The following is a 22,765-nucleotide window of genomic DNA, read 5'->3' on the forward strand; positions in this document are numbered from 1 at the left end:
CCGACGACGGGAGGTCGTACCCTTCCTGCCCCGTTATCGGATGTTCAGTGGTCGCCCGGGCTCCAGCGGGTGACGCCGCGTCCCGCGTCGAGCCCGGCCCACTCGTCGTCGATCTCGATGACCGCGAACGCGCCGGGCGGGAAACCGAAGTCGCCGTTCTCCGTGGTGAGGCCCTGGACCAGGTTGTGGATGCCGGGGTTGTGGCCGACCAGCATCAGCGTGCGCACCTCGGGGTCACTCCGCCGGATCAGCGTGAGCAGCTCATCGGAGTAGGCCTCGTAGATGACCGGCTCGAACACGATGTCCGCGCCGCCGTCCCCGGCAGCCCCGTTCCCGGCGTTCCCGGCGTCCCTGGCTCCGGAGAGGGCCAGCTCGGCGGTCCGTCTGGTCCGCGCCGACGGCGAGCAGAGCACCAGGTCGGGCCGGAGGTCCATGCCGGTGAGCGCCTCACCGATCCGGCGGGCGTCGTGTTCGCCGCGCTCGGTGAGAGGGCGCTCCCTGTCCGGGAGGCCGGGAACCTGAGCCGCCCTCGCGTGCCGCAGGACGATGAGCGTGCGCGCCCTCACCCCGACGCCCAGATGGCCGCACCGGCGATCACCGCGAACACCACGACCATCGCCAGCAGGATGAGGAGGAGCGTCTTACCGCCGGAGGGTTGTTCTTCCATGGGCCCAGTTTCCCACCGGGGTCATCCGCACATGCGGAAGGGGTGCACGCCCCCGTGCACCCCTCCCGTCACACCTCGCTCAGCTGGAGATCTGCTCCGGCTCGCGATCCGTCTGGCTCTCCTCGGCCGGGGCGATGCTCGCCGAACGACGCTTGGAGATGACCACCGCGGCGACGACGACGCCGACCGCGAGCACGGTGACGCCGATCCGCAGTCCCACGTTGTCGGCGTAGGTCACCACGGCGGGAGCGATCAGCAGCGCCACCAGGTTCATCACCTTGAGCAGCGGGTTGATCGCCGGACCGGCGGTGTCCTTGAACGGGTCACCGACGGTGTCACCGATGATGGTGGCCTCGTGAGCCGGTGAACCCTTGCCTCCGTGATGGCCGTCCTCGACCAGCTTCTTGGCATTGTCCCAGGCGCCGCCGGAGTTGGCCAGGAACACCGCCATCAGCGTGCCGCAGGCGATGGCACCGGCGAGGAACGCGCCGAGCGGCGCGTAACCGAGGGCAAAACCGACGGCGATCGGGGTCAGTACGGCGAGCAGGCCAGGCGTGGCCAGCTCCCGCAGCGAGTCGCGGGTGCAGATGTCCACGACCCTGCCGTAGTCGGGCAGCTCCGTACCGGCCATGATTCCCGGCTTGGTGCGGAACTGCTCGCGGACCTCGAAGACCACCCGCCCGGCCGCACGGCCGACCGCCATGATCGCCAGACCGGAGAACATGAACACCACCGCGGCACCGATGATCAGACCGACGAGCACGTTCGGGGAGTCGACGCTCAGGTTGAACGACGCGAACGAGCCCAGCGTCTCCTTCACACTCGCGCTCGCGACGGTCAGCTGGGTCTCGACCGCCGTACGGAACGCGCCGAACAGCGCGGTCGCGGCGAGCACCGCCGTCGCGATCGCGATGCCCTTGGTGATGGCCTTGGTGGTGTTGCCCACCGCGTCCAGTGACGTGAGCACCTGCGCGCCCTCACCCTGGACGTCGCCGGACATCTCGGCGATGCCCTGGGCGTTGTCGGAGACCGGGCCGAAGGTGTCCATCGACACGATCACACCGACCGTGGTCAGCAGGCCGGTGCCCGCCAGTGCCACGGCGAACAGGGCGATGGTGACGTTGCCGAACCCGAGCAGGAAGGCTCCGTAGACGGCGCCTCCGATGATCAGCGCGGAGTAGACCGCCGACTCCAGGCCGACACTGATGCCGGACAGGATGACCGTGGCGGGACCGGTGCGGGAGCTCTCCCCGATGTCCCTCACCGGACGACGGTTCGTCTCGGTGAAGTAGCCGGTGAGGATCTGGATGGCACTCGCCAGCACCAGCCCGATGAGCACCGCGCCGATCGCGATCAGACGCGGGTCGGAGGTGATCGCGGCGACCTCCGGACTCACGCCGGTCAGCCCGGCGAAGCTGCTCGGCAGGTAGACGAAGGCCGCGACGGCGACGAGAACCGCCGAGATGGCCGCGGAGATGAAAAAACCACGGTTGATCGCGGCCATCGCGTTGCGGTCACCCTTGCGCGGAGCGGTGACGAAGATCCCGATGATGGCGGTCAGCACACCGATCATCGGAACGATCAGCGGGAAGACCAGACCCTCGACGCCGAAGGCGACCTTGCCCAGGATGAGGCTGGCGACCAGCATGACCGCGTAGGACTCGAACAGGTCGGCGGCCATGCCCGCGCAGTCGCCGACGTTGTCGCCCACGTTGTCGGCGATGGTGGCGGCGTTGCGCGGATCGTCCTCCGGGATGCCCTGCTCGACCTTGCCGACCAGGTCGGCGCCGACGTCGGCGGCCTTGGTGAAGATGCCGCCGCCCACTCGCATGAACATGGCGAGCAGGGCGGCACCGAAGCCGAAGCCCTCCAGCACCGCCGGAGCGTCGCCTCCGTAGACGAGCACCACTATGGCCGCGCCGAGCAGGCCGAGACCGACAGTGATCATGCCCGCGACGCCACCGGTGCGGAAGGCGATCCGCATGGCGACCTTCTCGCCGGCGCTACGGGCGGCCGCGGCGACGCGGACGTTTCCGCGGACCGCGAGCCACATGCCGATGAAGCCGGTCAGTGCGGAGAACAGCGCACCGATCACGAAGAACACCGATCGGCCGATCGCCACGCTGGTCGACTCGGCCGGTAGGAGGTACAGCAGGAACGGAATCAATACAACGAACACCGCGAGCGTCCGGAACTGCCGCGTCAGATACGCGGAAGCCCCTTCCTGTACGGCTCGCGCGATGTTCTGCATACGCTCGGTGCCCTGATCGGCGGCGAGCACCTCCCGCACCAGGGCGCCTGCGACGCCAAGTGCGAGCAGGGCCACGACGGCGACCACGATCACAATGTTGAAATGGGAACCGCTCAGGGATACCGCTGGCTCTTCGACAGCGGCGAGATGGAGCACAGACATCCGACTCTCCTTGGCAAGACGGGAACCACGTCCTGCCCGGAGTGCGCTGCAATAGGTATAAGCGGGCGGAGCGGCGCACATCCGGGGTGGTTCGCACTGCCGCTTCCAGTTGCGTCCGCAGACGCCCACCGGATTCGGCCCGTCATGGGCCGCTCCGAAGGACAAACCTTGGCCGGTGCCGGGAGTCTACGCAGCGAGGACGCGGATATAAAGCCTCTCCCGGCGGCCAATTGACAACGCGTCCGCTAAGCCCTTGTCGACCGACCTGCTTATAAGGGCATTTACGCCGCCACATCAAGGCCTGCAACCCAGTTTCATGGCCATTTCGGTCTGCTTATATACAAATTATGTTTTGACCGAAAATGGGGATATACAGACGAACAGCCGGGCGCGCCCGCAAGCGGACGCGCCCGGCTGCTGGAGTCGTCTGTCAGATCGGAGGCAGGCCGTTGGTCGCCGCGGGCCAGCTCATGCGGATGCGCATGCCCTTCTGACTCGGGTAGACCTGAACGTCGTCGGCCAGCCCCGCGATGACCGCAATGCCGAATCCGGACATCAGGGTGTCAGGGAGCTGTCCGAGCGGATCGTCGAACCGTAACAATCCACGATCCTGCTCCAGCTCGTCACTTGGCGCGGAGTCGGTGACCGTCACCTCGAACCGCCCCAAGTCATCCCGTAGCTCGATACGGATCGGCTCTCCCGGACAGTGGAGGCGATGTGCCTCCACGGCCCGTGAGCATGCCTCACCGACAGCGAGCCGTACTTCGTCCAGCAGCGACTCCTCGACACCGGTGCGCCTGGCGATCGCCGTGGCGACCAGACGTGCCGTACGCACATGTGCCGGGAGAGCGCTGAACGTCAGCTCGACGGTAGCCACGACTACTTGTCTCGACCGTGAGCTTCCTTGGCCTCGTCAACCGAGGCGTAGATCCCGAAGACCTTGGTCAGTCCGGTAATCCGGAAAATCTTCAAGATGCGCTCCTGGGTGCAGACCAGCTCCAGTGAGCCATCGTGCGCCCGAACTCGCTTGAGCCCGCCGACCAGGACACCAAGGCCCGTGGAGTCAAGGAAGTCGACCTTCTCCATGTTGACGAGCAGGTGGAAATTCCCCTTGTTGACCAGGTCGATCAGGAGCTCACGCAATCTGGGCGCAGTGTAGACATCGATCTCACCCTCGACCTCAACGATGGTGAGACGGTCCTCGGAATGGTGGTCCAACTTCAGATCCACAGATCCTCCAGCGCCTTGCCTGCGAAAGTACCAATTCGGACGTGCCTCCTGGGACCGAGTGACCCCCGGATGACAAGCCCCGACGCGCGGCATTCAACCATGCGTACGCTCAGTGTCTATACGAAATCACGATTCCCGGCGACTCTGCCCACAGATGTGAGACTGGAAACCAGTGACTCCGCCCTCATCCTCTTCCCTTCGAGCGGGCACCGCTCTCACCTACCTGCTCGACGTTCCCGCACGTCGCGAGCGTGTGACACACGTGGAGCACGTTCCCGCACGTCAGGCGGGCGAGACTCGGTGGCCGGACTGGGTCGATGAACGTCTGGTTACGCGCTGGGCGAACCACGGTATTTCCGGCCTGTGGCCACATCAAGCCGAGGCGGCCAACCTGGTCCACGACGGTCTAAACGTGATCATCGCCACAGGGACCGCGTCGGGCAAGTCCCTCTCCTACCTGGTGCCCGCCCTCTCGTCGGTGCTCGACGGCGGCACGGTCCTCTACCTGTCGCCCACCAAGGCGCTGGCAGCCGACCAGCTTCGCTCCCTCGGAGAGCTCGACCTGCCCGAACTCCGCGCGGCCACCTTCGACGGCGACACCTCCTTCGAGGAAAGGGCCTGGATCCGCAGACACGCCAACTACGTCCTGACCAACCCGGACATGCTCCATCGCACCCTGTTGCCTCGCCACGCCCAGTGGTCGGCCTTCTGGCGGCGGCTACGGGTGATCGTCGTGGACGAGTGCCACGGCTACCGAGGCGTGTTCGGCTCCCACGTGGCGCAGATCCTGCGCCGCCTGCGCCGGATCTGCGCCCGGTACGGCTCCCGCCCGACCTTCCTGCTCTCCTCGGCCACGGCCAGCGAGCCCGGAACTTTCGCGATGCGCCTGACAGGCCTTCAAATGGCCGAGGTGACCACGGACGCCTCTCCCCGGGGCGCAACCACCTTCGCCCTGTGGGAGCCGCCCCTGACCGGTCTGCGCGGCGAGGGCGGCGCGCCTCTCCGCCGTCCCGCCACCGCCGAGAGCGCCGACCTCCTCGCCGACCTCGTCATCGCCGACGTCCGCACCCTGGCCTTCGTCCGCTCCCGCCGCGCCGCCGAGTCCGTGGCCCTCACCACCCGAGCCAGGCTCCAGGACCTCGTCATCGACGTGGGCGCACCGGCGGAACTGCCCGACAAGGTGGCGGCCTACCGGGCCGGATATCTGGCGGAGGACCGCCGGAAACTGGAGAAGGCACTGCGGTCGGGAGACCTGCTCGGGCTGGCGACGACCAACGCGCTGGAGCTCGGCGTCGACGTGTCCGGGCTGGACGCCGTGCTCATCGCGGGCTGGCCGGGAACCCGGGCGTCACTCTGGCAGCAGGCCGGACGGGCGGGACGAGACGGACAGGACGCGCTGGCGGTGCTGATCGCCAGGGACGACCCCCTGGACACCTACCTGGTCCACCACCCCGATGCCCTGTTCGGCCGGCCCGTCGAGGCGATCGTGCTCGACCCCGACAACCCCTACGTGCTGGGGCCGCATCTGTGCGCGGCCGCCTCCGAGATCCCCCTCACCCATGACGACCTCGAGGTCTTCGGACCGGCCACCAAGCAGGTGCTCTCGGACCTGGTCGAGGCCGGCCTGCTCAGAGAACGCGCCACGGGCTGGTTCTGGACCAGCCGGGACCGGGCCACCGACCTCGCCGACATCCGGGGAGGCGGCGGCGCTCCGGTCCAGCTCGTCGAGACGTCCACCGGCCGGCTGCTCGGCACCGTGGACGAGCCCTCGGCCCACATGTCCGTGCACACCGGCGCGGTCTACGTGCATCAGGGAGAGACGTTCCTGGTGACCGAGCTCGACCTGGAGGCGGAAGTCGCCCTGCTCGAGGCCGGGACACCCGAATACACGACCTTCGCGAGGGACGTCACCGACATCTCGGTGATCGAATCCCTTCGCTCGCACCCGCTCGGCCCCGGAGAGCTTCACTTCGGCTCGGTGGAGGTCACCAGCCAGGTGGTCTCCTACATCAAGCGCCGTGCCCAGAGCGGCGAACTCCTCGGTGACGAATCTCTCGACCTGCCTCCGCGCACGCTGCGGACCCGCGCGGTCTGGTGGACGCTTCCCGCCTCAGCGATCGCCCCTCTGGCCGGGGACGGCCTGGATCTCGGCGGAGCCGCACACGCGGCCGAACACGCCTCCATCGGCCTGCTACCGCTGTTCGCGACCTGCGACCGCTGGGACATCGGCGGCGTCTCCACCGAACTCCACCCGGACACCGGGCTGCTCACCGTCTTCGTCTACGACGGCCACGAAGGCGGCGCCGGCTTCGCCGAACGCGGCTACGCCCGCGCCCGCGACTGGCTCACCGCCACTCGCGAGGCCATCGCCTCATGCGAGTGTGAGCGGGGCTGCCCCTCCTGCATCCAGTCGCCCAAATGCGGCAACGGCAACGAGCCCCTGGACAAGACCGGAGCACTCCGTCTCCTCGCCGTCCTGCTCTCCATCGACCCACGCGAGGCATGATCAAAGCAGGTCACGTCCAGTACATTCGACATTTCGGTCACCCGAAAGCCCATGACGATGAAGCCCCATATTGCTCATACGGACCATTGCTCACACAGACCGCGAACCCCACGTTTGCTCCCTCAGGACCGTTGCTCCCTCAGGACCGTGAATGGAAGTGCTGCGTTTGCCGCCGCGGGCCATGACCCTATGCCGTTTCCTCAAACCAGGAGGGGCGCGCTCGTAAAACGACGGCGCCCGCCGGGACTGGAAGCCGAGGTGCCGGGGTGCCGGGGTGCCGGGGTGCCGGGGTAGGGAAACGTCGTCCTGGTCAGCCACTCGATCGCGATCTTTCTCCCTAAGGATTCATCGCTTCTGTTCGGATCCCTTTCTCAGTTGGCGAAATCGGAGATGTGAACAGGCCCGGCGCGTGCACCGGCCATGACGGTCACCCCGCCCGCCACCGGCAACAGAAGCCGTAGGGCCACCTGAATATCAGCGATGCCGTCACCGTCGATGGAACAGCGTGTGACCTTCGCCCCGTTGCCCACGGCAAGCGAGGTCGCCTCAGCGCAGCCGCGGTTCGGATCGGCGAAGGCCAGCCTCGCGGCGGCGAGCGCGCTGAGATCGGCGGCACTCTGCGCCCGGTGGCGCGCCACCCTGGCCATCCCGGTGAAGGTGATCGCGGCCGCCACCGCGAAGATCAACGTCATGAGCCCGATCATCCAGATCGTGGCTGACCCGCGCTCTGTGTCCGCCCCGTTCCGGCGTCCGCCCTGTTCCCGGTGTTCCCGGTGTTCCCGGTGTTCCCGGCCCATCTCCTCCCCGCCTCCCTCTCCATTCGCATCCCTCCTGGTTCCCCCTGATTCGGTGCCGGAGATAGCCGTCACCATGGCAAACGTCACATCGCGCTCGGTACTGGGGAGGGCGATCACTTCCCATCGGATTCAGCGATGGATCCGATGGGATTTGGTGACGGACATCACACGGGATTCGGTGACGGATCCATCGGATTCGGTAACGGACATCACACCGGCACTCAGCTTTACTCCTCCAGCCTTTACTCCTCGCCAGGTCCGGTGACGGACATCACACCGGGTTCGGTGGTGGACATCGCAGCCGCACGAACGGTGACGCTCGGGAGCGAGGCGCCCCAGCGAGGTCTGACACTCACGGACACCTCCACCCGGGCGACCTCCGCGCTACGGGTCACCACGACTCGCGCACCCGCCGGGGCGACGGCCAGAACGCCGCCCCGGACGCGCTCCAGAGCCTCGCCGCGTGAGGCGGCCCGAGCACCCGCCCGGGCCGCGTCCACACATTCGAGCTGCGCCTCGACCGCCGCCACGGCCCACAATCCGGCTGCCAGCACCACCATGAGGGCGGGTAGCACCGCGGCGGTCTCCACGGTCACCGATCCCCTCGATCGGCGAAAGGGAGTCGCCAGTGCCACGAGGGTCATCCGGCCACGTTCAGTGCCCGATTGATCAGTCCCGTGATCAGTTGCTGAACCTCGGAACTCGTCACCACCTTGAAGAGGATGGCGGCGAAGGCACAGGCGGCGATCGTGCCGACCGCGTATTCGGCGGTGGACATGCCCCGGTCACGGTGTGGACCGGTGGTCAGCAACGCCCAGCGTGCCCGCAACCACTGCAGCCGATCACACCGGGTGCGGCCGGCGCTCGCTTGACCCATCGTTTCCTCCTGGGAATCCCAGCCGGACCCAGTGCCCGGCATCGGTCCAGCCAGGTTTCCCCACGGGCCCATGGCCCCGTTGACCCGAATGGCATTCTGTGGAGAACTTTCGGTTGTCCACAGCGACCGGCCAGCTGACCAGCCGCATTGTCGACAGGATGCCCAGACGTCGGATCCCGCCAAGAGCCGGATCCGGGGTTCACCCCCGGCTTCAAGGAGGAGCCATCCGGCGCCGTGTGCTGCCGTCAGGTTTCGAGGTTCCGACCCGCAGGTCAGGTTGGGACGGCCAGCAGGTTGGGACGGCGCGCACAATCCCGTTTCGGGGCCCCAGGTCACGGGTTGCATGTGGGGGCAATCCCGTTTCGGGTCGCGGGTTGAGCGATGGTCTCCAGCCTCCTGGCCCTTTCGAGACAGTGCCCTGTCGAGACTCGATCCGATGACTGTGTCGACCCGCTCCAGCCCATGACCGTGTCGATCCCTTCCAGGATATGGATCGACGGTTCCAGAATCTGGAACGAGGACCATCGGAGCGACTCAGTCGCACTTTTGTGCTTGATCATGTTCTTGTTTGACATGGCTCGCGAGCGCCGAGTAGCTTTGAAGGGTTGCAGTCTTAGTTTCCTCGTACGTTCGCTCTGTCTGAAGCGCCGCGGGAAGTTCCCTGACAGCGGGCTTTTTTGCTTCTCCGAATATTTCGGCGGACGCAATATGCGGTCCGTATGCAGCCCCGTATCACCGACTTGGTGATGTGGTGAGGCTCCCCCTTAATAGGAGAAGCAGTTGACTGAAGGCACCGTGAAGTGGTTCAACGCCGAAAAGGGCTTTGGATTCATCGCCCCCGACGACGGTAGTGCAGACGTGTTCGTGCACTTCTCGGCGATTACCACCGGTGGCTACCGCAGCCTCGAGGAGAACCAGCGCGTCGTGTTCGAGACGACGCGTGGCCCCAAGGGCCCGCAGGCCGAGCAGGTCACCGCGCTGTAAGCAGCGCACCGACTTCTGATCTGGGCCCCTACCGCTCTGGCGGTAGGGGCCCGGACTCATTTCAGGACTACCAGCGTGAGGCCTGAGGAGACCCCGAAAACGGTACGGCAACCGCGGGAATCGTCGATCTCGTCGTGGACGCGGACGGCGGGGCCGACCACGGCCCGCTTACCCGGACCGGATCGCGGCCCTGCTCGGGAGAAGATCGGCGAAATCCTCGGTAGCTGCTCACCCGAGCGGCTCGACACCCGCTTCGGCCGTTTCACCTGCGCGTCCGCCGCCTATCGGGAGGCTACCGACGGCTGCGATCCGCCGACGGTAGCGCCGGCCGTTGACGACATTGACACGCTGTGAACCACCGACGAGCCGTGGGGATGATTTTCTTCCAGGCCGGGCCCGGGTCAGCGTACGGTGCCGTCCCATTGCCAGTCCACGCGCTGGGGCAGTCCAAAAAGTGGGAGGCGGCCGGTACACCACAGAAGGCTGTCGGAAGGCCCGTATCCAAGTGGGGGCCCAGGGAAGAGGCGAGCGAGAACGGCGGCGCTGAGGCCTACGGACGGCGTCCGGGAAAGGCAGACGAGCAGCGATGAGTCCACGCACGTTCTATCGGCGACTCCAGGCCGCCACAGGAACGACCCCGCTTCAGTGGCTTCTCAACCAGCGCCTGGTGCGGGCACGGGGTCTACTGGAATCCATGGACCTGCCGATCGAGAAAGTCGGGGAGCTGAGCGGGCTCGGCACGGCGAACAACCTCCGCCACCACTTCCTCAAACAGGTCGGAGTGGCGCCAGGCGACTACCGGCGGGCCTTCCCCCGGGCGACGTCCGAATCACCCCCGCTGCTTGAAGAGCGGGCGCGTTGAGGGATAGGCGTGGCTTCGCTCGTCTCATGAGATTCATACGTCGCAGAGTGGGGATGGTCGGCACCGCGATGGTTCGACTGCCGGTGACGATGTCGGCGACAGAGCCGACTCCGCCGGGCGGAAGAGGCGCCGCGTATACCGTCGATCATGAGGCCCGGAATGCTCGGAGGTCGTCCTGCGGTAGCCGGTGGCCGAAACCGCACCCGAGTCTCCCCGGAGGTCTTACGGCTCTGTGCGAGCCCACATCGCCGTTACTTGAATGGTCTTTGGCTGTTTATCCACAGCCCCGCACTTTCCTGTGGACAACATGGAATCGATCGAGGAAACCCTGTGGATAACTCAGGGAAGTAGCACCTCCCCGGCAAGGCCGGCCACGACGGGGATGATTCCGAGAAAAACGAAGGCCGGCAGGAAACAGAGACCCAGCGGGGCGACAGCCTGGACCCCCACCCGCTGTGCCGCCGCCGACGACGCGGCGCGGGCAGCCTGGCGTGAGTCGTCGGCCAACCTGGTGAGGACATCGGCCACCGGGGCTCCGCTGAGCGCGGCCCGGCTCATCGTGCGTGCCAGCGGAGCGAGCGAGTGCTCAGATGCGAGGACCTGCCAGGCGCTCTCCGGCGCGGCGCCCAGTCTCAACTGTCCGTTCACCCAGGCCAGCCGGTCACCGAGCGGCCCGCCGACCGCCTCCACCGTGACACCGATGGCCCCGCTGATCGGCTGTCCCGCACGGAGACAGGCAACCATGAGATCGGCCGCCAGGGGCAGATCCGCCGTCACCCGAGCACGTTGCCGGCGGAGCTCGGGTGGCTCCCGCCTCCGCACGACCACCAACACGATCGCGAAGCCAACCACCCCCACGACAAGCCCCGGCGTTCCGCCGACGGCCAGAGCTGCCATCAGCCCGGCGGCGGACGCCACCATCACCTCACTCCGGCTTGGTCGTCGCCTTCCGAGCGGCTCCCGGCCCGCCACATGCGGAGAGGATGCCGCCCATGGAGAGAACGAAGGCCCCTCCGCATTTGGTCGCATCCCTTGAAGGTTTGGTTGGATCCCCTGAAGCCCAAGAGGTCCAGAGGGCCCTCCCGAAGACGGGAATTCCAAAGACGGCGATCGCCTTCGAGCTCGGCGGATCCGGATGGCAGGGTCACCGGGCGTGATCCACAACCACCCGGCGATTCCGGCAAGCACCGCGGCAAGCAAAATGATCATTTCTTTCGCTCCTCACAATCACCTCAACCACGAGCCGGAGACGATCGCCCGATCCTCACAACCGCCTCAACCACCTCGGCCGCCTCAGCAACCACCTCGGCGGCCTCAGCCACGAGCCGGAGTGCTGCCCGGCATTGACCGGTGAGAGGTCAGGTCTCCTCCGCGCGAGTGACCAGGCGGTGGGTCCACCACAGACCGCAGGCATCGAGTGCGAGGCCCAGAAGCAGGCAGCCCGCCCCCGCAGGACTGCCGAGCAGGAAGTGCAGCGGTCGCATACCGAGCCCCGCCGCCATCAGCAGGCCCAGCACCGGGAGCCCGGCCAGTAGACGGGCGGTGGCGCGGGGGCCGGCCAACTGGGCGGCGACATCCTGACGGTGGGCCTGGGCCTCCCTGAGCGAATCGGCCACACGGTCGACGAGGAGGGCCAATCCTGCCCCGGCGGTCATACTCACCTTCCAGCAGGCGGCCAAACGGCGGAAGGCCTCACCGCCGCGCTCCGGGGCCACAGCGAGCAGGGCCGCGGGGACGTCACCGCCATCTCTCGCTGCCGCGATCAGTGGGCGCAGCGCCAGGGAATCGGGAAACTCCGCGGCCGGCACGGCCCGTGCGAGCGCCTCGCCGGCGGTCCGGCCGGCTGCCAGTTCGGCCGCGAACGCCTGGCACAGCTCGATCGACGCGGTTCGCCAGGCATGCGTGCGCTTGGAAGGCCGGGAACGGCCGGTGAATCTCTCACGCAGAGAACGCGATTCGCCCGAGCCGCGATGCTGTGCCCACATCCATCTCAACCGGGCCGCCCCGGGATCGGAGCCCGTCCACAGCCACACCGCCAGGGTGGCGAGGATCAGTGCCATCACCGTCATGACGACATCTCCCGCGCGTCCGGAACGGAGCCGTCACCCGAAGCAGAGCCATACAGCGATCGGCGAGTCGCCGGGGACCCTTCCGGCCGCTCATGGCGATGCTCCTGCCGAGCGGGTTCGTACGGCCTGCGGATGAGACCGGACGAGGCAGGTCCGAACAGCTGACGAGTGGCACCGGGCGGCACAGATTCGAGCGGAGGACGAGTGGCACCGGGCGGCACAGGATCAAAAGGCTGACGGATGAGACCGGGCGACGCAGATTCGAATGACCTACGGGTGGCACCGGACGGCGAAGGATCGAACGGCTGGCGGGTGGCACCGGGCGACGTAGGTCCGTACAGCTGACGGGTGGCACCGGGCGGTGTGAGAATGCCGGGTGCGCGGGCCGCAAGGGCGGGTAGGCCCGGACCGGAGGTCACTTGGCCGTCCGGTGAGAAGGTGAGGGCCGGCTCGGCGTCAACAAAGCCTGAGGGACGACGGACCATCATGCAGATCTCGGCCACCCTGCGGCGGCCATCGGCATGGTCGCGGGCGAGATGGATGACGACGTCCAGGGCTGCGGCGATCTGGCTGTGGACCGCCTCCCGGCTGAGGCCGGCGGCGCAGGCGAGGGCCTCCAGCCGGGGTGGCACATCGGTGGCGGTGTTGGCATGCAAGGTGCCGCATCCGCCCTCGTGACCGGTGTTGAGGGCGGCCAGTAGATCGACTACTTCGGCTCCCCTGACCTCGCCGACGACAAGGCGATCCGGGCGCATGCGCAGGGCCTGGCGGACAAGGTCACGCAGACCGACGCCGCCGGCTCCCTCCAGGTTGGCCGGACGGGACTCCAGACGGACGACGTGAGGATGCAGCGGTCTCAGCTCGGCCGAATCTTCGACCAGCAGCAGCCGGTCGCCGGGATCGGCCAGGGACAGCAGCGCCGATAACAGGGTTGTCTTTCCCGTGCCGGTGCCCCCCGTGACCAGGAAGGCAAGCCTTGACTCGACCACCGCGGTGAGCACGGGGACGCTGTCGGCTCTGATCGTGCCCGCTTCGACCAGGTCGGGGAGGGTGAAGGTGCGGCGGGGCGGGAGCCGCAGAGACAGGCAGGTGCCACCGGGGGCCACGGGCGGGAGGACCGCGTGAAGCCGGACGCCCCCGGCGAGGCGAGCGTCGACATAGGGACAGGCATCGTCGAGACGTCTGCCCGCGGCCGAGGCGAGGCGCTGGGCGAGCCGTCGGAGCGCGTCCTCTCCGGGGAAGACGACCGAGGTCAGGCGCAGGCCGTGACCGTCGTCGACCCACACCTCGCGTGGGCCGTTCACCAGCACGTCGGTGACTTCGGCCTCGGCCAGCAGCGGCTCCAGAGGGCCGGCGCCGATCAGGTCGGCGCACAGGACACGGGCCACCGCAAGGATCTCGGCGTCGCCGAGCATCGCTCGCTCTGCGCGGAGCGCGACCGCGACGTGTGCGGCGCTGGGCTCGACTCCGGTCCGGGCCAGCCGTACCCGGACCGCTTCCACCAGTTCGGGTGAGACCGCGGCGGTCTCGGCGCGCTTCATGGAGAACCTCCGAACAGCGAGTGCAGGAACGAGGTGCAGAAGCGACCCAGAGAGCTTCGGCGACTGAGCGGGGGGAAATCTCCGCGGTTGAGGGCTGCCGAGAGCCGGGGCTGATCGGGGAGACTCCCCGCATACGGCATGCCCAGGGAGGTCGTCACCACGTCGTCGTCCAGGACACCGCTGCGCACGACGACCCGCACCTCACCGGTGTGCCTGCGCAGCCCGCTGAGCACCTGAGCCGCGGCGAGAACACCGCGCACGTCGGCGGTGACGACGAGGAGGGTGGTGGTGGCCCTGCCGAGAGCCTCCACCGCGGCCTGGTCGGGATGGCGGGGCAGGTCGACGACCACCAGGTCGAAACCTCGCTGCCCTGCTTCGATGACCGAGCGCATCGCCTCGGCGGGGATGGCCTCGACCTCGCCGCGGTGGAAGGAGAGTAGCGTCAGCCCCGCGAACGAGGGCAGTGCCGCCTGGAGCGCGGTGAAGCTGACCCTGCCCTCGCGGGCGACCAGGTCGGACCAGCGAGCTCCGCCTGTCTCCTCCTGGCCCAGAAGGACGTCCAGGCCGCCGCCAAGCGGGTCGGCGTCGATGAGGAGGGTGCGGACACGCCGGCGGGAGGCCGCCAGTGCCAGCGAGGTCGCGAGGACGCTGGCTCCGGCTCCGCCGCGTCCACCGGCGACGCAGACCACATGTCCCGCCCTCGTCTGCGGCTCTACGACATCGGCGAACTCGTCGACCAGCTGCCGCTCGGCCGAGGGCAGCTCCAGGACGGTCTGGGCGCCGACGGCGACACACTTGCGCCAGGTGTCGGGGTCCTCGGAGGCGTGGGTGACCAGGATGACGCGGTGGCGGGGCGGCGGGCCGGTGGCGGCCAGTGCGTCGGCCATGTCGCTGCCGACCACGACCAGGGGAGCGCGATTCCAGTAGGGCCGGGCATGTGCGGGCACATGAGCGACGTCAAGCTCGGCTCCGGCGGCCGCGGCCACGCGGAGCAGATCATCAAGCAGATCGTGGTCTTCGGTGATGACCAGAGGGCGGTCCAACGGTTCCTCCCTGAAGTGCGGGAACCCCACCTTCCGGGATGGCCCGTCCCTCCAAGGGCGCCGAATGCCGGGCTGTGGATAACCGGACCAGATTCCATCTCACCTGTGGACAACCGGTCGCCGAAGTGCCGGCCGAGCCTCGCGAAAGCGCGGAAAAGCACGGTCAGACCACATCTGTTCGCCGGCGATGAATGGCTGCAACCCCGTGAACGCAACCGCCGGAAGCGGCGCCGGCGGAGGGAGACACCGCCGGTGCGGGCGGGCGGGAGCGGGGTGATCAAAAAAGTGGCGACCCCCGCCGGGGGGGAGAGCGGGGGTCGCCAACCGGTCCGGCTCTGGGGGGGTAGAGCCGGTCCCGTTTCAGAAGAAAGCTTTCAACAGCAACCAGAGCATGGCAAGAGGATTGCGATACCAACCCGTGCGCAGTTACTCCGGTTTGGGGAGATACACCCTCATGCTGCCCGATCCACTTCAGTTTCGTCGAGGAGTAATCTCCACTTTTCACTAGTTTTTTTAATGCATCGGTCCAGACGCCTGACATCGTCCGACCGAAACCCGTTCCGACGCACCAGATTGTGATCACCTAGAGTGATCAAGGTCGGTGCGTCGACCGGCCCGCCGACCGGTCTGACCGCCGCCGTCAAGACAGACCGCTCCGCATAAGGACGTTTTGTCCATTAATACCCACGATCCGTAAAGGTCTTGGTTCTGGGGCTTCCCATCAGCCGGGATCCGTCGTACAAAGGTTTTACGGACCAATTGTCCGGGCACGGCCGCCTGGTACCCACGCGCCGCCAGCCGCGGGAGGCGCGTTGTAGCGGGCTTGTCCCGTTACAACGATTATTGGGTGCACGCTTGGTAACCAGGTTGGACGTGCCGGCGACGGCGCCCCATTACCAGGGGCGCCGTCGGTCTTGTGGGAAGATGTCCGTAATCAGCAGCGCTACGTGATCAGCCGCGCTGCATGGCCTCGCAAATCGCCGTGGCCTCGCGCACGCCCAGCGTGATCGCCGAGGCGCAGTGCCGTACCCACGTCGCGACCCCGTCGGGGGTTCCGCTCAGGTAGGCCTTCAGGCTCTCCGCGTAGGCCGTGCCGAGTTCGAGATGACCTACCTCGACGGCCGCCAGCGACTTCGGATCCAGGCCGAACTCCACCAGCGTCAGCCGCTCCGCGGCCCTCGCGACCACTCCGTCCGCCGACCCGAACGGCCGCAGCACTGCCAGTTCGGCGTGCACGATGGCCGCGAGCACCAGCGCTGGCGCCTTGGAGGAACCCCCGGCGGACCCCGTGACGAGCTCAACCAGCCCGTCCACCCGAGCAACCGTCTCCTCGGGGCCCGGAGCGTCGCCCAGACCGAGAAGGTCGGGTGCCTCGACGCCGGTCCGGGGGCGGCCGAGATCCTCGGTCAGGCCGGCGGCGGCCAAGGTGTGCAATCTGGCCAGAACCTGTCGCGGCGCCGTACGCCAGGTCGGGCCGAGCCGTCCCAGTTCGGCCGAGACCCTCAGCGCGCCCTGGACGACGGGGTCGGTGACCTCCGGGATGGTCGCGAGGGGGACGTCCACGCCCTCCAGCGCGGCGGATGCCCTGGCCCCGCGCAGCGCCGACCTGGCCGACACCTCCGGGCTCTTGCGCCGCAGCACGCGGTGCCCGTAGAGCCGGTCCACGGCCTTGCGGACATCGGTGACCGCCTCGGACACCCCGGGCAGTTCGGCGATTACAGCCAATGGGTCGCTCACGTTCCCCGACCCTACCGGCCAGTCGGCAGGGCTCCGACGGCACCGTCGCGAAGGCTCCAGGCCAGGCCGGGTCGCGGGTCAGGCTGGGTGACGGGTCAGAGCGGGTGACGGGCGAGTCGCGGATCAGAGCGGGTGAAGGGCCAGAGCGAGTGACGGGTTGGACCGGGTGACGGATCAGAGCGGATGACAGGCGAGTCACGGGTCAGACCGGGTCGCGGATCAGAACTGGTCGCGGATCAGAACTGGTCGCGGATCCGGCCGGGTCGCGGGTCGAAGTAGAGGGCGGGAAAGACTGTCGGACCGTTCACCGAGCGCCTGGCACCGTCCGGCGCGTCATCGCCCCGAATCACGTTGAATCGAACCCGCCACTTTCCTACGGTGTCGAAAACGCAACGTTTGAGCAGCAGTTATCCTCGCCAATAAGGCTTTTGCGAGTCATCACGAGCCCTTGTCACCGGTTGGTATGGACCTGTCTAGACCTCTTGTGGCAGGCCCCACAGGACTGGTGAAGTGGGACACGACCTGTAGACCAGCAGTACCTAAGGAGTGCGTAGTGGCCCCGGAGACCCCTGGTTCCGAATCGCGTGAGACCCAGGAGACGTTGTCGAACCTGCTGAAAGAGACCCGGCGGTTCGCCCCTCCTGCCGACCTGGCCGCGGCCGCGAACGTGACCGCCGACGCCTACGCCGAGGCGGAACAGGATCGCCTGGCCTTCTGGGAGAAGCAGGCCGACCGTCTGACCTGGTCGAAGCGCTGGGACACCACGCTTGACTGGAACCCTCCCTTCGCCAAGTGGTTTGTCGGCGGCGAGCTCAACATCGCCTACAACTGTGTCGACCGCCACGTCGAGGCGGGCCGCGGCGACAAGGTCGCCTATCACTGGGAGGGCGAGCCCGAGGGCGACAGCCGTACCCTCACCTATTCCGACCTGCAACGCGAGGTTGCCAAGGCCTCCAACGCGCTGCAGGAGCTGGGCGTGCGCAAGGGCGACCGGGTCGCCATCTACATGCCGATGATCCCCGAGCTGCCGATCACGATGCTGGCCTGCGCCCGCCTCGGCGCGGTCCACTCGGTGGTGTTCGGCGGGTTCTCCGCCACCGCGCTCAGCGGCCGGATCCAGGACGCAGACGCCAAGGTCGTGGTCACCTCCGACGGCGGCTACCGCCGTGGCGCGCCCAGCGCGCTCAAGCCGACCGTGGACGAGGCGGTCGAGAGCTGCCCCGGCATCGAGCACGTCCTGGTCGTGAGAAGGACCGGCCAGGAGGTGGGGTGGACCGACAAGGACGTCTGGTGGCACGACATCGTGGACCGGCAGCCGGACGTCCACGAGCCGCAGCCGCACGGCGCCGAGGACCCGCTCTACATCCTCTACACGAGCGGCACGACCGGTAAGCCCAAGGGCATCCTGCACACCACGGGCGGCTACCTGACCCAGGTCGCCTACACCCACCACGCGGTGTTCGACCTCAAGCCGGACACCGACGTCTACTGGTGCACCGCCGACATCGGCTGGGTGACCGGTCACTCCTACATCGTGTACGGCCCGCTGGCCAACGGCGCGACCAGCGTCATCTACGAGGGCACCCCGGACACCCCGCACCGGGGCCGGTTCTGGGAGATCGTGCAGAAGTACAAGGTCACGATCCTCTACACCGCCCCGACGGCGATCCGTACCTTCATGAAGTGGGGCGACGACATCCCCGCCAAGTACGACATGTCGTCCCTGCGCATCCTGGGCAGCGTCGGCGAGCCGATCAACCCCGAGGCCTACGTCTGGTATCGCGAGCACATCGGCGGCAACCGTACTCCGGTCGTGGACACCTGGTGGCAGACCGAGACCGGCGCCATCATGATCAGCCCGCTCCCCGGCGTGACGAGCGGCAAGCCCGGCGCGGCCATGCGTCCCCTCCCGGGCATCACCGCCGACGTGGTCGACGACCAGGGCGACAACGTCGGCAACGGCGGCGGCGGCTTCCTCGCGATCCGCGACCCGTGGCCGTCCATGCTCCGCACGATCTGGGGCGACGACCAGCGCTACATCGACACCTACTGGTCCCGCTTCGAGGGCGTGTACTTCGCGGGCGACGGCGCCAAGAAGGACCAGGACGGCGACCTGTGGCTGCTCGGCCGCGTGGACGACGTCATGCTCGTCTCCGGCCACAACATCTCCACCACCGAGGTCGAGTCCGCGCTGGTCTCCCACCCGAAGGTCGCCGAGGCGGCCGTGGTCGGCGCGACCGACCCGGTGACCGGCCAGGCCATCGTGGCGTTCGTGATCCTGCGCGGCAACGCCGAGGAGGGCCTCGACATCGCCACCGAGCTCCGTGCCCACGTGTCCAAGGAATTGGGCCCGATCGCCAAGCCGCGCCAGATCCTGGTGGTCCCCGAACTGCCGAAGACCCGCTCCGGAAAGATCATGCGGCGTCTCCTGCGCGACGTGGCGGAGAACCGCAGCATCGGCGACGTCACCACGCTGGCCGACAGCACGGTGATGAACCTCATCTCCGAGAAACTGCCCAGCGCCAAGAGCGAGGAGTAAGACCGGGGCTGCGGGGGCCGAGCCCTCGGACGTCCTCTCGAATAGCGCGAAGGCGCGAATTTCCGGCGACGGAGGTTCGCGCCTTCTGCAAGCAGACCCATCCGCACTCTCGCGAGCAAACTCACTCGCGCTCCGAGCAGCAAACTCACTCGCGCTCTGAGCAGCAGGCCCATCCGCGTCCACGAGCCTGGCAGAGGTCCGATTCGCGGGCTTCTGTAGGCTGGCGATCAGGTGTGCCGGGAAGTCTGGTCGGCCGGGGAGAGAACGTCTCTCCCTGCATTCGCGGAGGTTTCATGCGCCGACCTGCTGATATGTGGCCTTTCCGACCCACAGTTCGATACGCCCGCCAACTCGCCGAGGCACTCCGAGCTGAGACCGTCGGCGGCATCCTGATGCTGCTGGCCACCGTCGCCGCGCTGGTCTGGGCCAATGTGGCCGACGATTCCTACGAGGCGCTGCGCACCACGACCTTCGGTCCCGAAGCCCTTCACCTCCATCTCACTCTCTCCCAATGGGCGCAGAACGGCCTGCTCACGATCTTCTTTTTCATCGCGGGAGTGGAGGTCAAGGAGGAGTTCGTCCACGGCGAGCTCTCGAACCTGCGCAGTGCCGCGCTGCCCATCCTCGCCTCCGTCGCCGGCATGATCGTGCCCGTCCTGATCTATCTCGCGGTGAGCTGGGGCGCACCGGGCGCGGGACGGGGCTGGGCCATCCCCACGGCCACCGACATCGCCTTCGCCCTCGCCGTACTGGCCGTGACGGCCAGCTCGATGCCCGCCGCGCTCCGGGCGTTTCTGCTGACCAGCGCCGTGGTGGACGACCTCGGTGCGATCACCGTCATCGCCGTCTTCTTCACCGAGCATCTGAACCTCCTGGCCCTGCTCGCCGGAGCCGTGATCATCGCCCTGTACGGCCTGCTGCAGGCAAGACGGGTCCGAGGTCTCTGGATCTACCTGCCGCTCGCCCTCGTCGCCTGGTATCTCATCGAGATCAGCGGCGTTCACGCGACCGTCGCCGGGGTAGCGCTCGGCCTGATGACCCGCGTGCACAGCGACTCCTGCGAGGAGAGCTCCCCCGGCGAGAGAGCCGACCACTACATCCGCCCCGTCTCGGCGGGCTTCGTGGTGCCCGTGTTCGCCTTTTTGTCCGCCGGGGTAGTGCTCGGCGTGGAGGGACTCGGCACGATACTGAGCGATCGGGTGGTGCTCGGTGTGATCGCCGGACTGGTTGTCGGTAAGTTCCTCGGTGTCTTCGGCGGGGCGTGGCTGGCCGTACGGCTGGGCCTGGCGAGACTGTCGGAGGAATTGCACTGGCGGGACATGGCCGCCGTCTCGATACTGGCCGGGATCGGGTTCACCGTTTCCCTGCTCATCGGCAACCTCGCCTACGGCGACGATCCGGAACGGGTGAACATGGTGACCACCGGCGTGCTCGTGGCGAGCCTCACGGCTTCGGTCCTGGCCACGATCCTGCTCCGGGTGCGCGTGCGCCACCGCCTCAACGCGCAGGATGATGTTTGACACCGGCCCTCGATAGGAGATCGTTCATGACACAGATTCCGCCCACGGAACCGCAGGAGGAGTCGCTGGGCGCGCTCGTCGCCACGGCCACCGACCACATCTCCACCCTGGTCCGGGCCGAGATCGAACTCGCCAAGACCGAGCTCAGATTCGACGCCAAACGGGTCGGCGTGGCCGGTGGGCTCTTCGGCGCGGCCGCGTTCATGGGCCACCTGTGCCTGATCCTGCTCTCGTTCGCCATCGCCTACGCCCTGATCGGCCTGGGCATATGGCCCTGGGCGGCCTTCCTGATCGTCACGGGGTTCTATCTGCTCGTGGCCGGGATTCTGGCCTTCATCGGCATGCGACGGCTCAAGGGCATGACCTGGATGAAGGGAACCCTCCGCTCGCTCAAGACCATCAAGAGCGGTGAGAGCGAGCTCGCCCCCGCCGCTCCGGCCTCCGCGGGCCAGATCGGCGCGCATCGCGAGCCGGTGAGCGAGCCGGTGAGACCGACTCCATGAGCGATCCCGACGAATCCCTGGCCAGGATCGAGGGCCCGTGGACCCACCGCGCCGTGCATGCCGGTGGCACCCGCTTCCACGTCGTGGAGGCCGGTAAGGGCCCTCTCGTGCTCCTGCTGCACGGGTTCCCGCAGTTCTGGTGGAGCTGGCGCAACCAGCTCGTCTCGCTGCCCGCGGCGGGATATCACACCGTCGCCGTCGATCTGCGGGGCTACGGTGCCAGCGACAAGCCGCCTCGCGGCTACGACCTGCGCACCTTGGCCGCCGACGCGACCGGGCTGATCCGGGCGCTGGGCGAGACCGGCGCGATCGTCGTCGGTCACGACTGGGGCGGGCTGCTGGCCTGGACCATGGCCGCGATGGACCCCAAGACGGTCCTGCGGCTGGTCCCGGTGGCGGCCCCACACCCGCTCCGGCTCCGCTCCGCGCTGCTCACCGAACCGTTCGGCCAGCTCAAGGCCAACCGCTACGCGCTGGGTTTTCAGCTGCCGCTCCTGCCCGAGCGCCGGCTGACCGCCAACGAGGGCGCGATGGTGGGACGGATGCTGGATCAGTGGTCGGGGCCCGGCTGGCCGGAGGAGGACGTGGCGAAGACCTACCGCGACGCGTTCCGCATCCCCAACGTCGCGCACTGCGCGCTGGAATATCACCGCTGGTTCGCCCGCTCCCAGCTCCGCCCCGACGGGCTCCGCTACGCCAGGACCATGCGCGCCGCGATCAACGCGCCCACCCTGCAGCTGCACGGCGCGCTCGACGGGCACATGCTGCCCCGCACCGCCCAGGGCTCCAGCCGCTACGTGGTCGCCCCCTACAGGTGGCGGCTGATCGAGGGCGCGGGGCACTTCCCGCATGAGGAGCGCCCGGAGGAGTTCGACGCCGAGCTCATCGGCTGGCTGGCCGACCCGGAGCCCGACCGATGATCCCGCGAGACCGGGATCCGGACGGGAGGGCGCGCAACCAGCGCCCCAGGGACGCGCTCGGACGGCCGCTGCCCCACGGGGCCGAGGGTGTGGAGCGTATCCCCGACGACTACGCGCCGAGCGCGGAGGAGGCCCTCTCCGAGGCGCGCCGCCTGCTCGACGAGGGCCGGCCGTTCCATGCCCACGAGGTGCTGGAGGGCCGCTGGAAGACCGCCCCGGAGGAGGAGCGGGAGCTGTGGCAGGGGCTGGCGCAGATCTGTGTCGGCCTCACCCACCTCCAGCGGGGCAACCGGCGCGGGGCCGCGGCGCTGTTCGCGCGGGGCGCCGACAGGATCTCCTCGTACGGCATGCCGTACGAGGAGATCGCCCGGACCGCCCTTGAGCTGGACGAGCTGGAGGATCCCGACGCCGGGACGGCCATCTCCAGGATCCGGGCCCTGCTCTAACGCTTCAGCGCTTCAGCGGCACGGGCTCCGGCGGGGCCGCTGGTTCCGGCCGCGCTCCTGGACGCCCACCGCGTTCGGGTCCGGACGCCCGTGTCCGGTTTCGGACGTGCT

At 68.0% G+C, this 22,765-nt stretch carries 19 protein-coding genes and 1 pseudogene; 8 read left to right on the forward strand and 12 right to left on the reverse strand.

Going from position 1 to position 22,765, the window contains the following annotated elements:
• Window positions 1–44: 44 nt before the first annotated feature.
• The 4 genes from CHC08_RS20670 to CHC08_RS20685 all read right to left on the reverse strand — a co-directional run bounded on the left by CHC08_RS20670 (window position 45) and on the right by CHC08_RS20685 (window position 4,310).
• On the reverse strand, window positions 45–566 hold the full coding sequence (locus CHC08_RS20670) for a SixA phosphatase family protein (RefSeq protein WP_245878439.1): 522 nt from the start codon (window positions 564–566) through the stop codon (window positions 45–47).
• A gap of 180 nt (window positions 567–746) precedes the next feature.
• Window positions 747–3,080, reverse strand: coding sequence for a sodium-translocating pyrophosphatase (locus CHC08_RS20675; RefSeq protein ID WP_089208969.1), 2,334 nt, complete (start codon window positions 3,078–3,080; stop codon window positions 747–749).
• A 430-nt stretch (window positions 3,081–3,510) separates the two neighbouring features.
• Complete coding sequence (locus tag CHC08_RS20680) at window positions 3,511–3,957, reverse strand: ATP-binding protein (protein WP_089208970.1); 447 nt, start codon at window positions 3,955–3,957, stop codon at window positions 3,511–3,513.
• A 2-nt stretch (window positions 3,958–3,959) separates the two neighbouring features.
• The gene (locus CHC08_RS20685) at window positions 3,960–4,310 is read right to left on the reverse strand and encodes an STAS domain-containing protein (RefSeq protein WP_030916965.1); all 351 of its coding nucleotides are present in this window, start codon (window positions 4,308–4,310) and stop codon (window positions 3,960–3,962) included.
• A 253-nt stretch (window positions 4,311–4,563) separates the two neighbouring features.
• On the opposite strand from CHC08_RS20685, the gene CHC08_RS20690 reads away from it, so the two are divergent.
• A complete protein-coding gene (locus CHC08_RS20690) occupies window positions 4,564–6,816 on the forward strand; it encodes a DEAD/DEAH box helicase (RefSeq protein WP_420823577.1) in 2,253 nt (750 codons plus the stop codon).
• A 371-nt stretch (window positions 6,817–7,187) separates the two neighbouring features.
• Here CHC08_RS20690 and CHC08_RS50730 read toward each other — a convergent pair whose 3' ends face one another.
• From CHC08_RS50730 to CHC08_RS20705, 3 genes are all read right to left on the reverse strand, one after another.
• Window positions 7,188–7,730 carry an Rv3654c family TadE-like protein gene (locus CHC08_RS50730; RefSeq protein WP_089208972.1) on the reverse strand — a complete coding sequence of 181 codons (543 nt, stop codon included), beginning with the start codon at window positions 7,728–7,730 and terminating at the stop codon, window positions 7,188–7,190.
• A gap of 125 nt (window positions 7,731–7,855) precedes the next feature.
• Window positions 7,856–8,257: a TadE family type IV pilus minor pilin gene (locus CHC08_RS20700; protein WP_089208973.1), complete on the reverse strand. Its 402-nt coding sequence runs from the start codon at window positions 8,255–8,257 to the stop codon at window positions 7,856–7,858.
• Complete coding sequence (locus CHC08_RS20705) at window positions 8,254–8,490, reverse strand: DUF4244 domain-containing protein (protein ID WP_089208974.1); 237 nt, start codon at window positions 8,488–8,490, stop codon at window positions 8,254–8,256. Before CHC08_RS20705 ends, CHC08_RS20700 begins: the two co-directional genes overlap by 4 nt.
• Window positions 8,491–9,270: 780 nt before the next feature.
• On the opposite strand from CHC08_RS20705, the gene CHC08_RS20710 reads away from it, so the two are divergent.
• Window positions 9,271–9,474, forward strand: a complete 204-nt coding sequence (locus tag CHC08_RS20710; RefSeq protein ID WP_089208975.1) for a cold-shock protein — start codon at window positions 9,271–9,273, stop codon at window positions 9,472–9,474.
• Window positions 9,475–10,060: 586 nt separating this feature from the next.
• The gene (locus CHC08_RS20720) at window positions 10,061–10,336 is read left to right on the forward strand and encodes a helix-turn-helix domain-containing protein (protein WP_245878440.1); all 276 of its coding nucleotides are present in this window, start codon (window positions 10,061–10,063) and stop codon (window positions 10,334–10,336) included.
• 339 nt (window positions 10,337–10,675) lie between these two features.
• Here CHC08_RS20720 and CHC08_RS20725 read toward each other — a convergent pair whose 3' ends face one another.
• The 5 genes and pseudogenes from CHC08_RS20725 to CHC08_RS20745 form a co-directional block, all read right to left on the reverse strand.
• Window positions 10,676–11,257, reverse strand: a complete 582-nt coding sequence (locus CHC08_RS20725; protein WP_089208977.1) for a type II secretion system F family protein — start codon at window positions 11,255–11,257, stop codon at window positions 10,676–10,678.
• Window positions 11,258–11,694: 437 nt separating this feature from the next.
• Complete coding sequence (locus tag CHC08_RS20730) at window positions 11,695–12,405, reverse strand: type II secretion system F family protein (protein ID WP_089208978.1); 711 nt, start codon at window positions 12,403–12,405, stop codon at window positions 11,695–11,697.
• Window positions 12,406–12,761: 356 nt separating this feature from the next.
• A pseudogene (locus CHC08_RS20735) lies at window positions 12,762–13,946 on the reverse strand (TadA family conjugal transfer-associated ATPase); the annotation flags it as partial.
• Window positions 13,943–14,989 carry a septum site-determining protein Ssd gene (gene ssd, locus CHC08_RS20740; RefSeq protein WP_089208979.1) on the reverse strand — a complete coding sequence of 349 codons (1,047 nt, stop codon included), beginning with the start codon at window positions 14,987–14,989 and terminating at the stop codon, window positions 13,943–13,945. The pseudogene CHC08_RS20735 and the gene ssd, both read right to left, overlap by 4 nt.
• 951 nt (window positions 14,990–15,940) lie before the next feature.
• Window positions 15,941–16,726: a Fic family protein gene (locus CHC08_RS20745; protein WP_089208980.1), complete on the reverse strand. Its 786-nt coding sequence runs from the start codon at window positions 16,724–16,726 to the stop codon at window positions 15,941–15,943.
• A gap of 553 nt (window positions 16,727–17,279) precedes the next feature.
• Between CHC08_RS20745 and acs the strand changes: the two genes are divergently transcribed.
• From acs to CHC08_RS20770, 5 genes are all read left to right on the forward strand, one after another.
• Window positions 17,280–19,265 carry an acetate--CoA ligase gene (gene acs / locus CHC08_RS20750; RefSeq protein WP_089208981.1) on the forward strand — a complete coding sequence of 662 codons (1,986 nt, stop codon included), beginning with the start codon at window positions 17,280–17,282 and terminating at the stop codon, window positions 19,263–19,265.
• Window positions 19,266–19,576: 311 nt separating this feature from the next.
• On the forward strand, window positions 19,577–20,785 hold the full coding sequence (nhaA, locus tag CHC08_RS20755; RefSeq protein WP_245878441.1) for a Na+/H+ antiporter NhaA: 1,209 nt from the start codon (window positions 19,577–19,579) through the stop codon (window positions 20,783–20,785).
• Between the two features lie 26 nt (window positions 20,786–20,811).
• Complete coding sequence (locus CHC08_RS20760) at window positions 20,812–21,288, forward strand: phage holin family protein (RefSeq protein ID WP_089208983.1); 477 nt, start codon at window positions 20,812–20,814, stop codon at window positions 21,286–21,288.
• Window positions 21,285–22,208 (forward strand): alpha/beta fold hydrolase, encoded by a 924-nt coding sequence (locus tag CHC08_RS20765; RefSeq protein ID WP_089208984.1) that lies wholly within the window; start codon window positions 21,285–21,287, stop codon window positions 22,206–22,208. Before CHC08_RS20760 ends, CHC08_RS20765 begins: the two co-directional genes overlap by 4 nt.
• Window positions 22,205–22,654 carry a DUF309 domain-containing protein gene (locus CHC08_RS20770; RefSeq protein ID WP_089208985.1) on the forward strand — a complete coding sequence of 150 codons (450 nt, stop codon included), beginning with the start codon at window positions 22,205–22,207 and terminating at the stop codon, window positions 22,652–22,654. The genes CHC08_RS20765 and CHC08_RS20770 overlap by 4 nt, the downstream gene beginning before the upstream one ends.
• Window positions 22,655–22,765: the final 111 nt, after the last annotated feature.

The sequence above is a fragment of the Streptosporangium subroseum genome, from assembly GCF_900188345.1.
Lineage (GTDB): Bacteria > Actinomycetota > Actinomycetes > Streptosporangiales > Streptosporangiaceae > Streptosporangium > Streptosporangium subroseum.

Excerpts from the sequence above, each read along its gene's own strand:
- CHC08_RS20675 (WP_089208969.1), bottom strand. The coding sequence starts at position 3,080 with ATGTCTGTGCTCCATCTCGCCGCTGTCGAAGAGCCAGCGGTATCCCTG.
- CHC08_RS20700 (WP_089208973.1), bottom strand. The coding sequence starts at position 8,257 with ATGACCCTCGTGGCACTGGCGACTCCCTTTCGCCGATCGAGGGGATCG.
- CHC08_RS20705 (WP_089208974.1), bottom strand. The coding sequence starts at position 8,490 with ATGGGTCAAGCGAGCGCCGGCCGCACCCGGTGTGATCGGCTGCAGTGG.
- CHC08_RS20720 (WP_245878440.1), top strand. The coding sequence starts at position 10,061 with ATGAGTCCACGCACGTTCTATCGGCGACTCCAGGCCGCCACAGGAACG.
- CHC08_RS20725 (WP_089208977.1), bottom strand. The coding sequence starts at position 11,257 with ATGGTGGCGTCCGCCGCCGGGCTGATGGCAGCTCTGGCCGTCGGCGGA.
- CHC08_RS20730 (WP_089208978.1), bottom strand. The coding sequence starts at position 12,405 with ATGACGGTGATGGCACTGATCCTCGCCACCCTGGCGGTGTGGCTGTGG.
- nhaA (WP_245878441.1), top strand. The coding sequence starts at position 19,577 with ATGTGGCCTTTCCGACCCACAGTTCGATACGCCCGCCAACTCGCCGAG.
- CHC08_RS20760 (WP_089208983.1), top strand. The coding sequence starts at position 20,812 with ATGACACAGATTCCGCCCACGGAACCGCAGGAGGAGTCGCTGGGCGCG.
- CHC08_RS20765 (WP_089208984.1), top strand. The coding sequence starts at position 21,285 with ATGAGCGATCCCGACGAATCCCTGGCCAGGATCGAGGGCCCGTGGACC.
- CHC08_RS20770 (WP_089208985.1), top strand. The coding sequence starts at position 22,205 with ATGATCCCGCGAGACCGGGATCCGGACGGGAGGGCGCGCAACCAGCGC.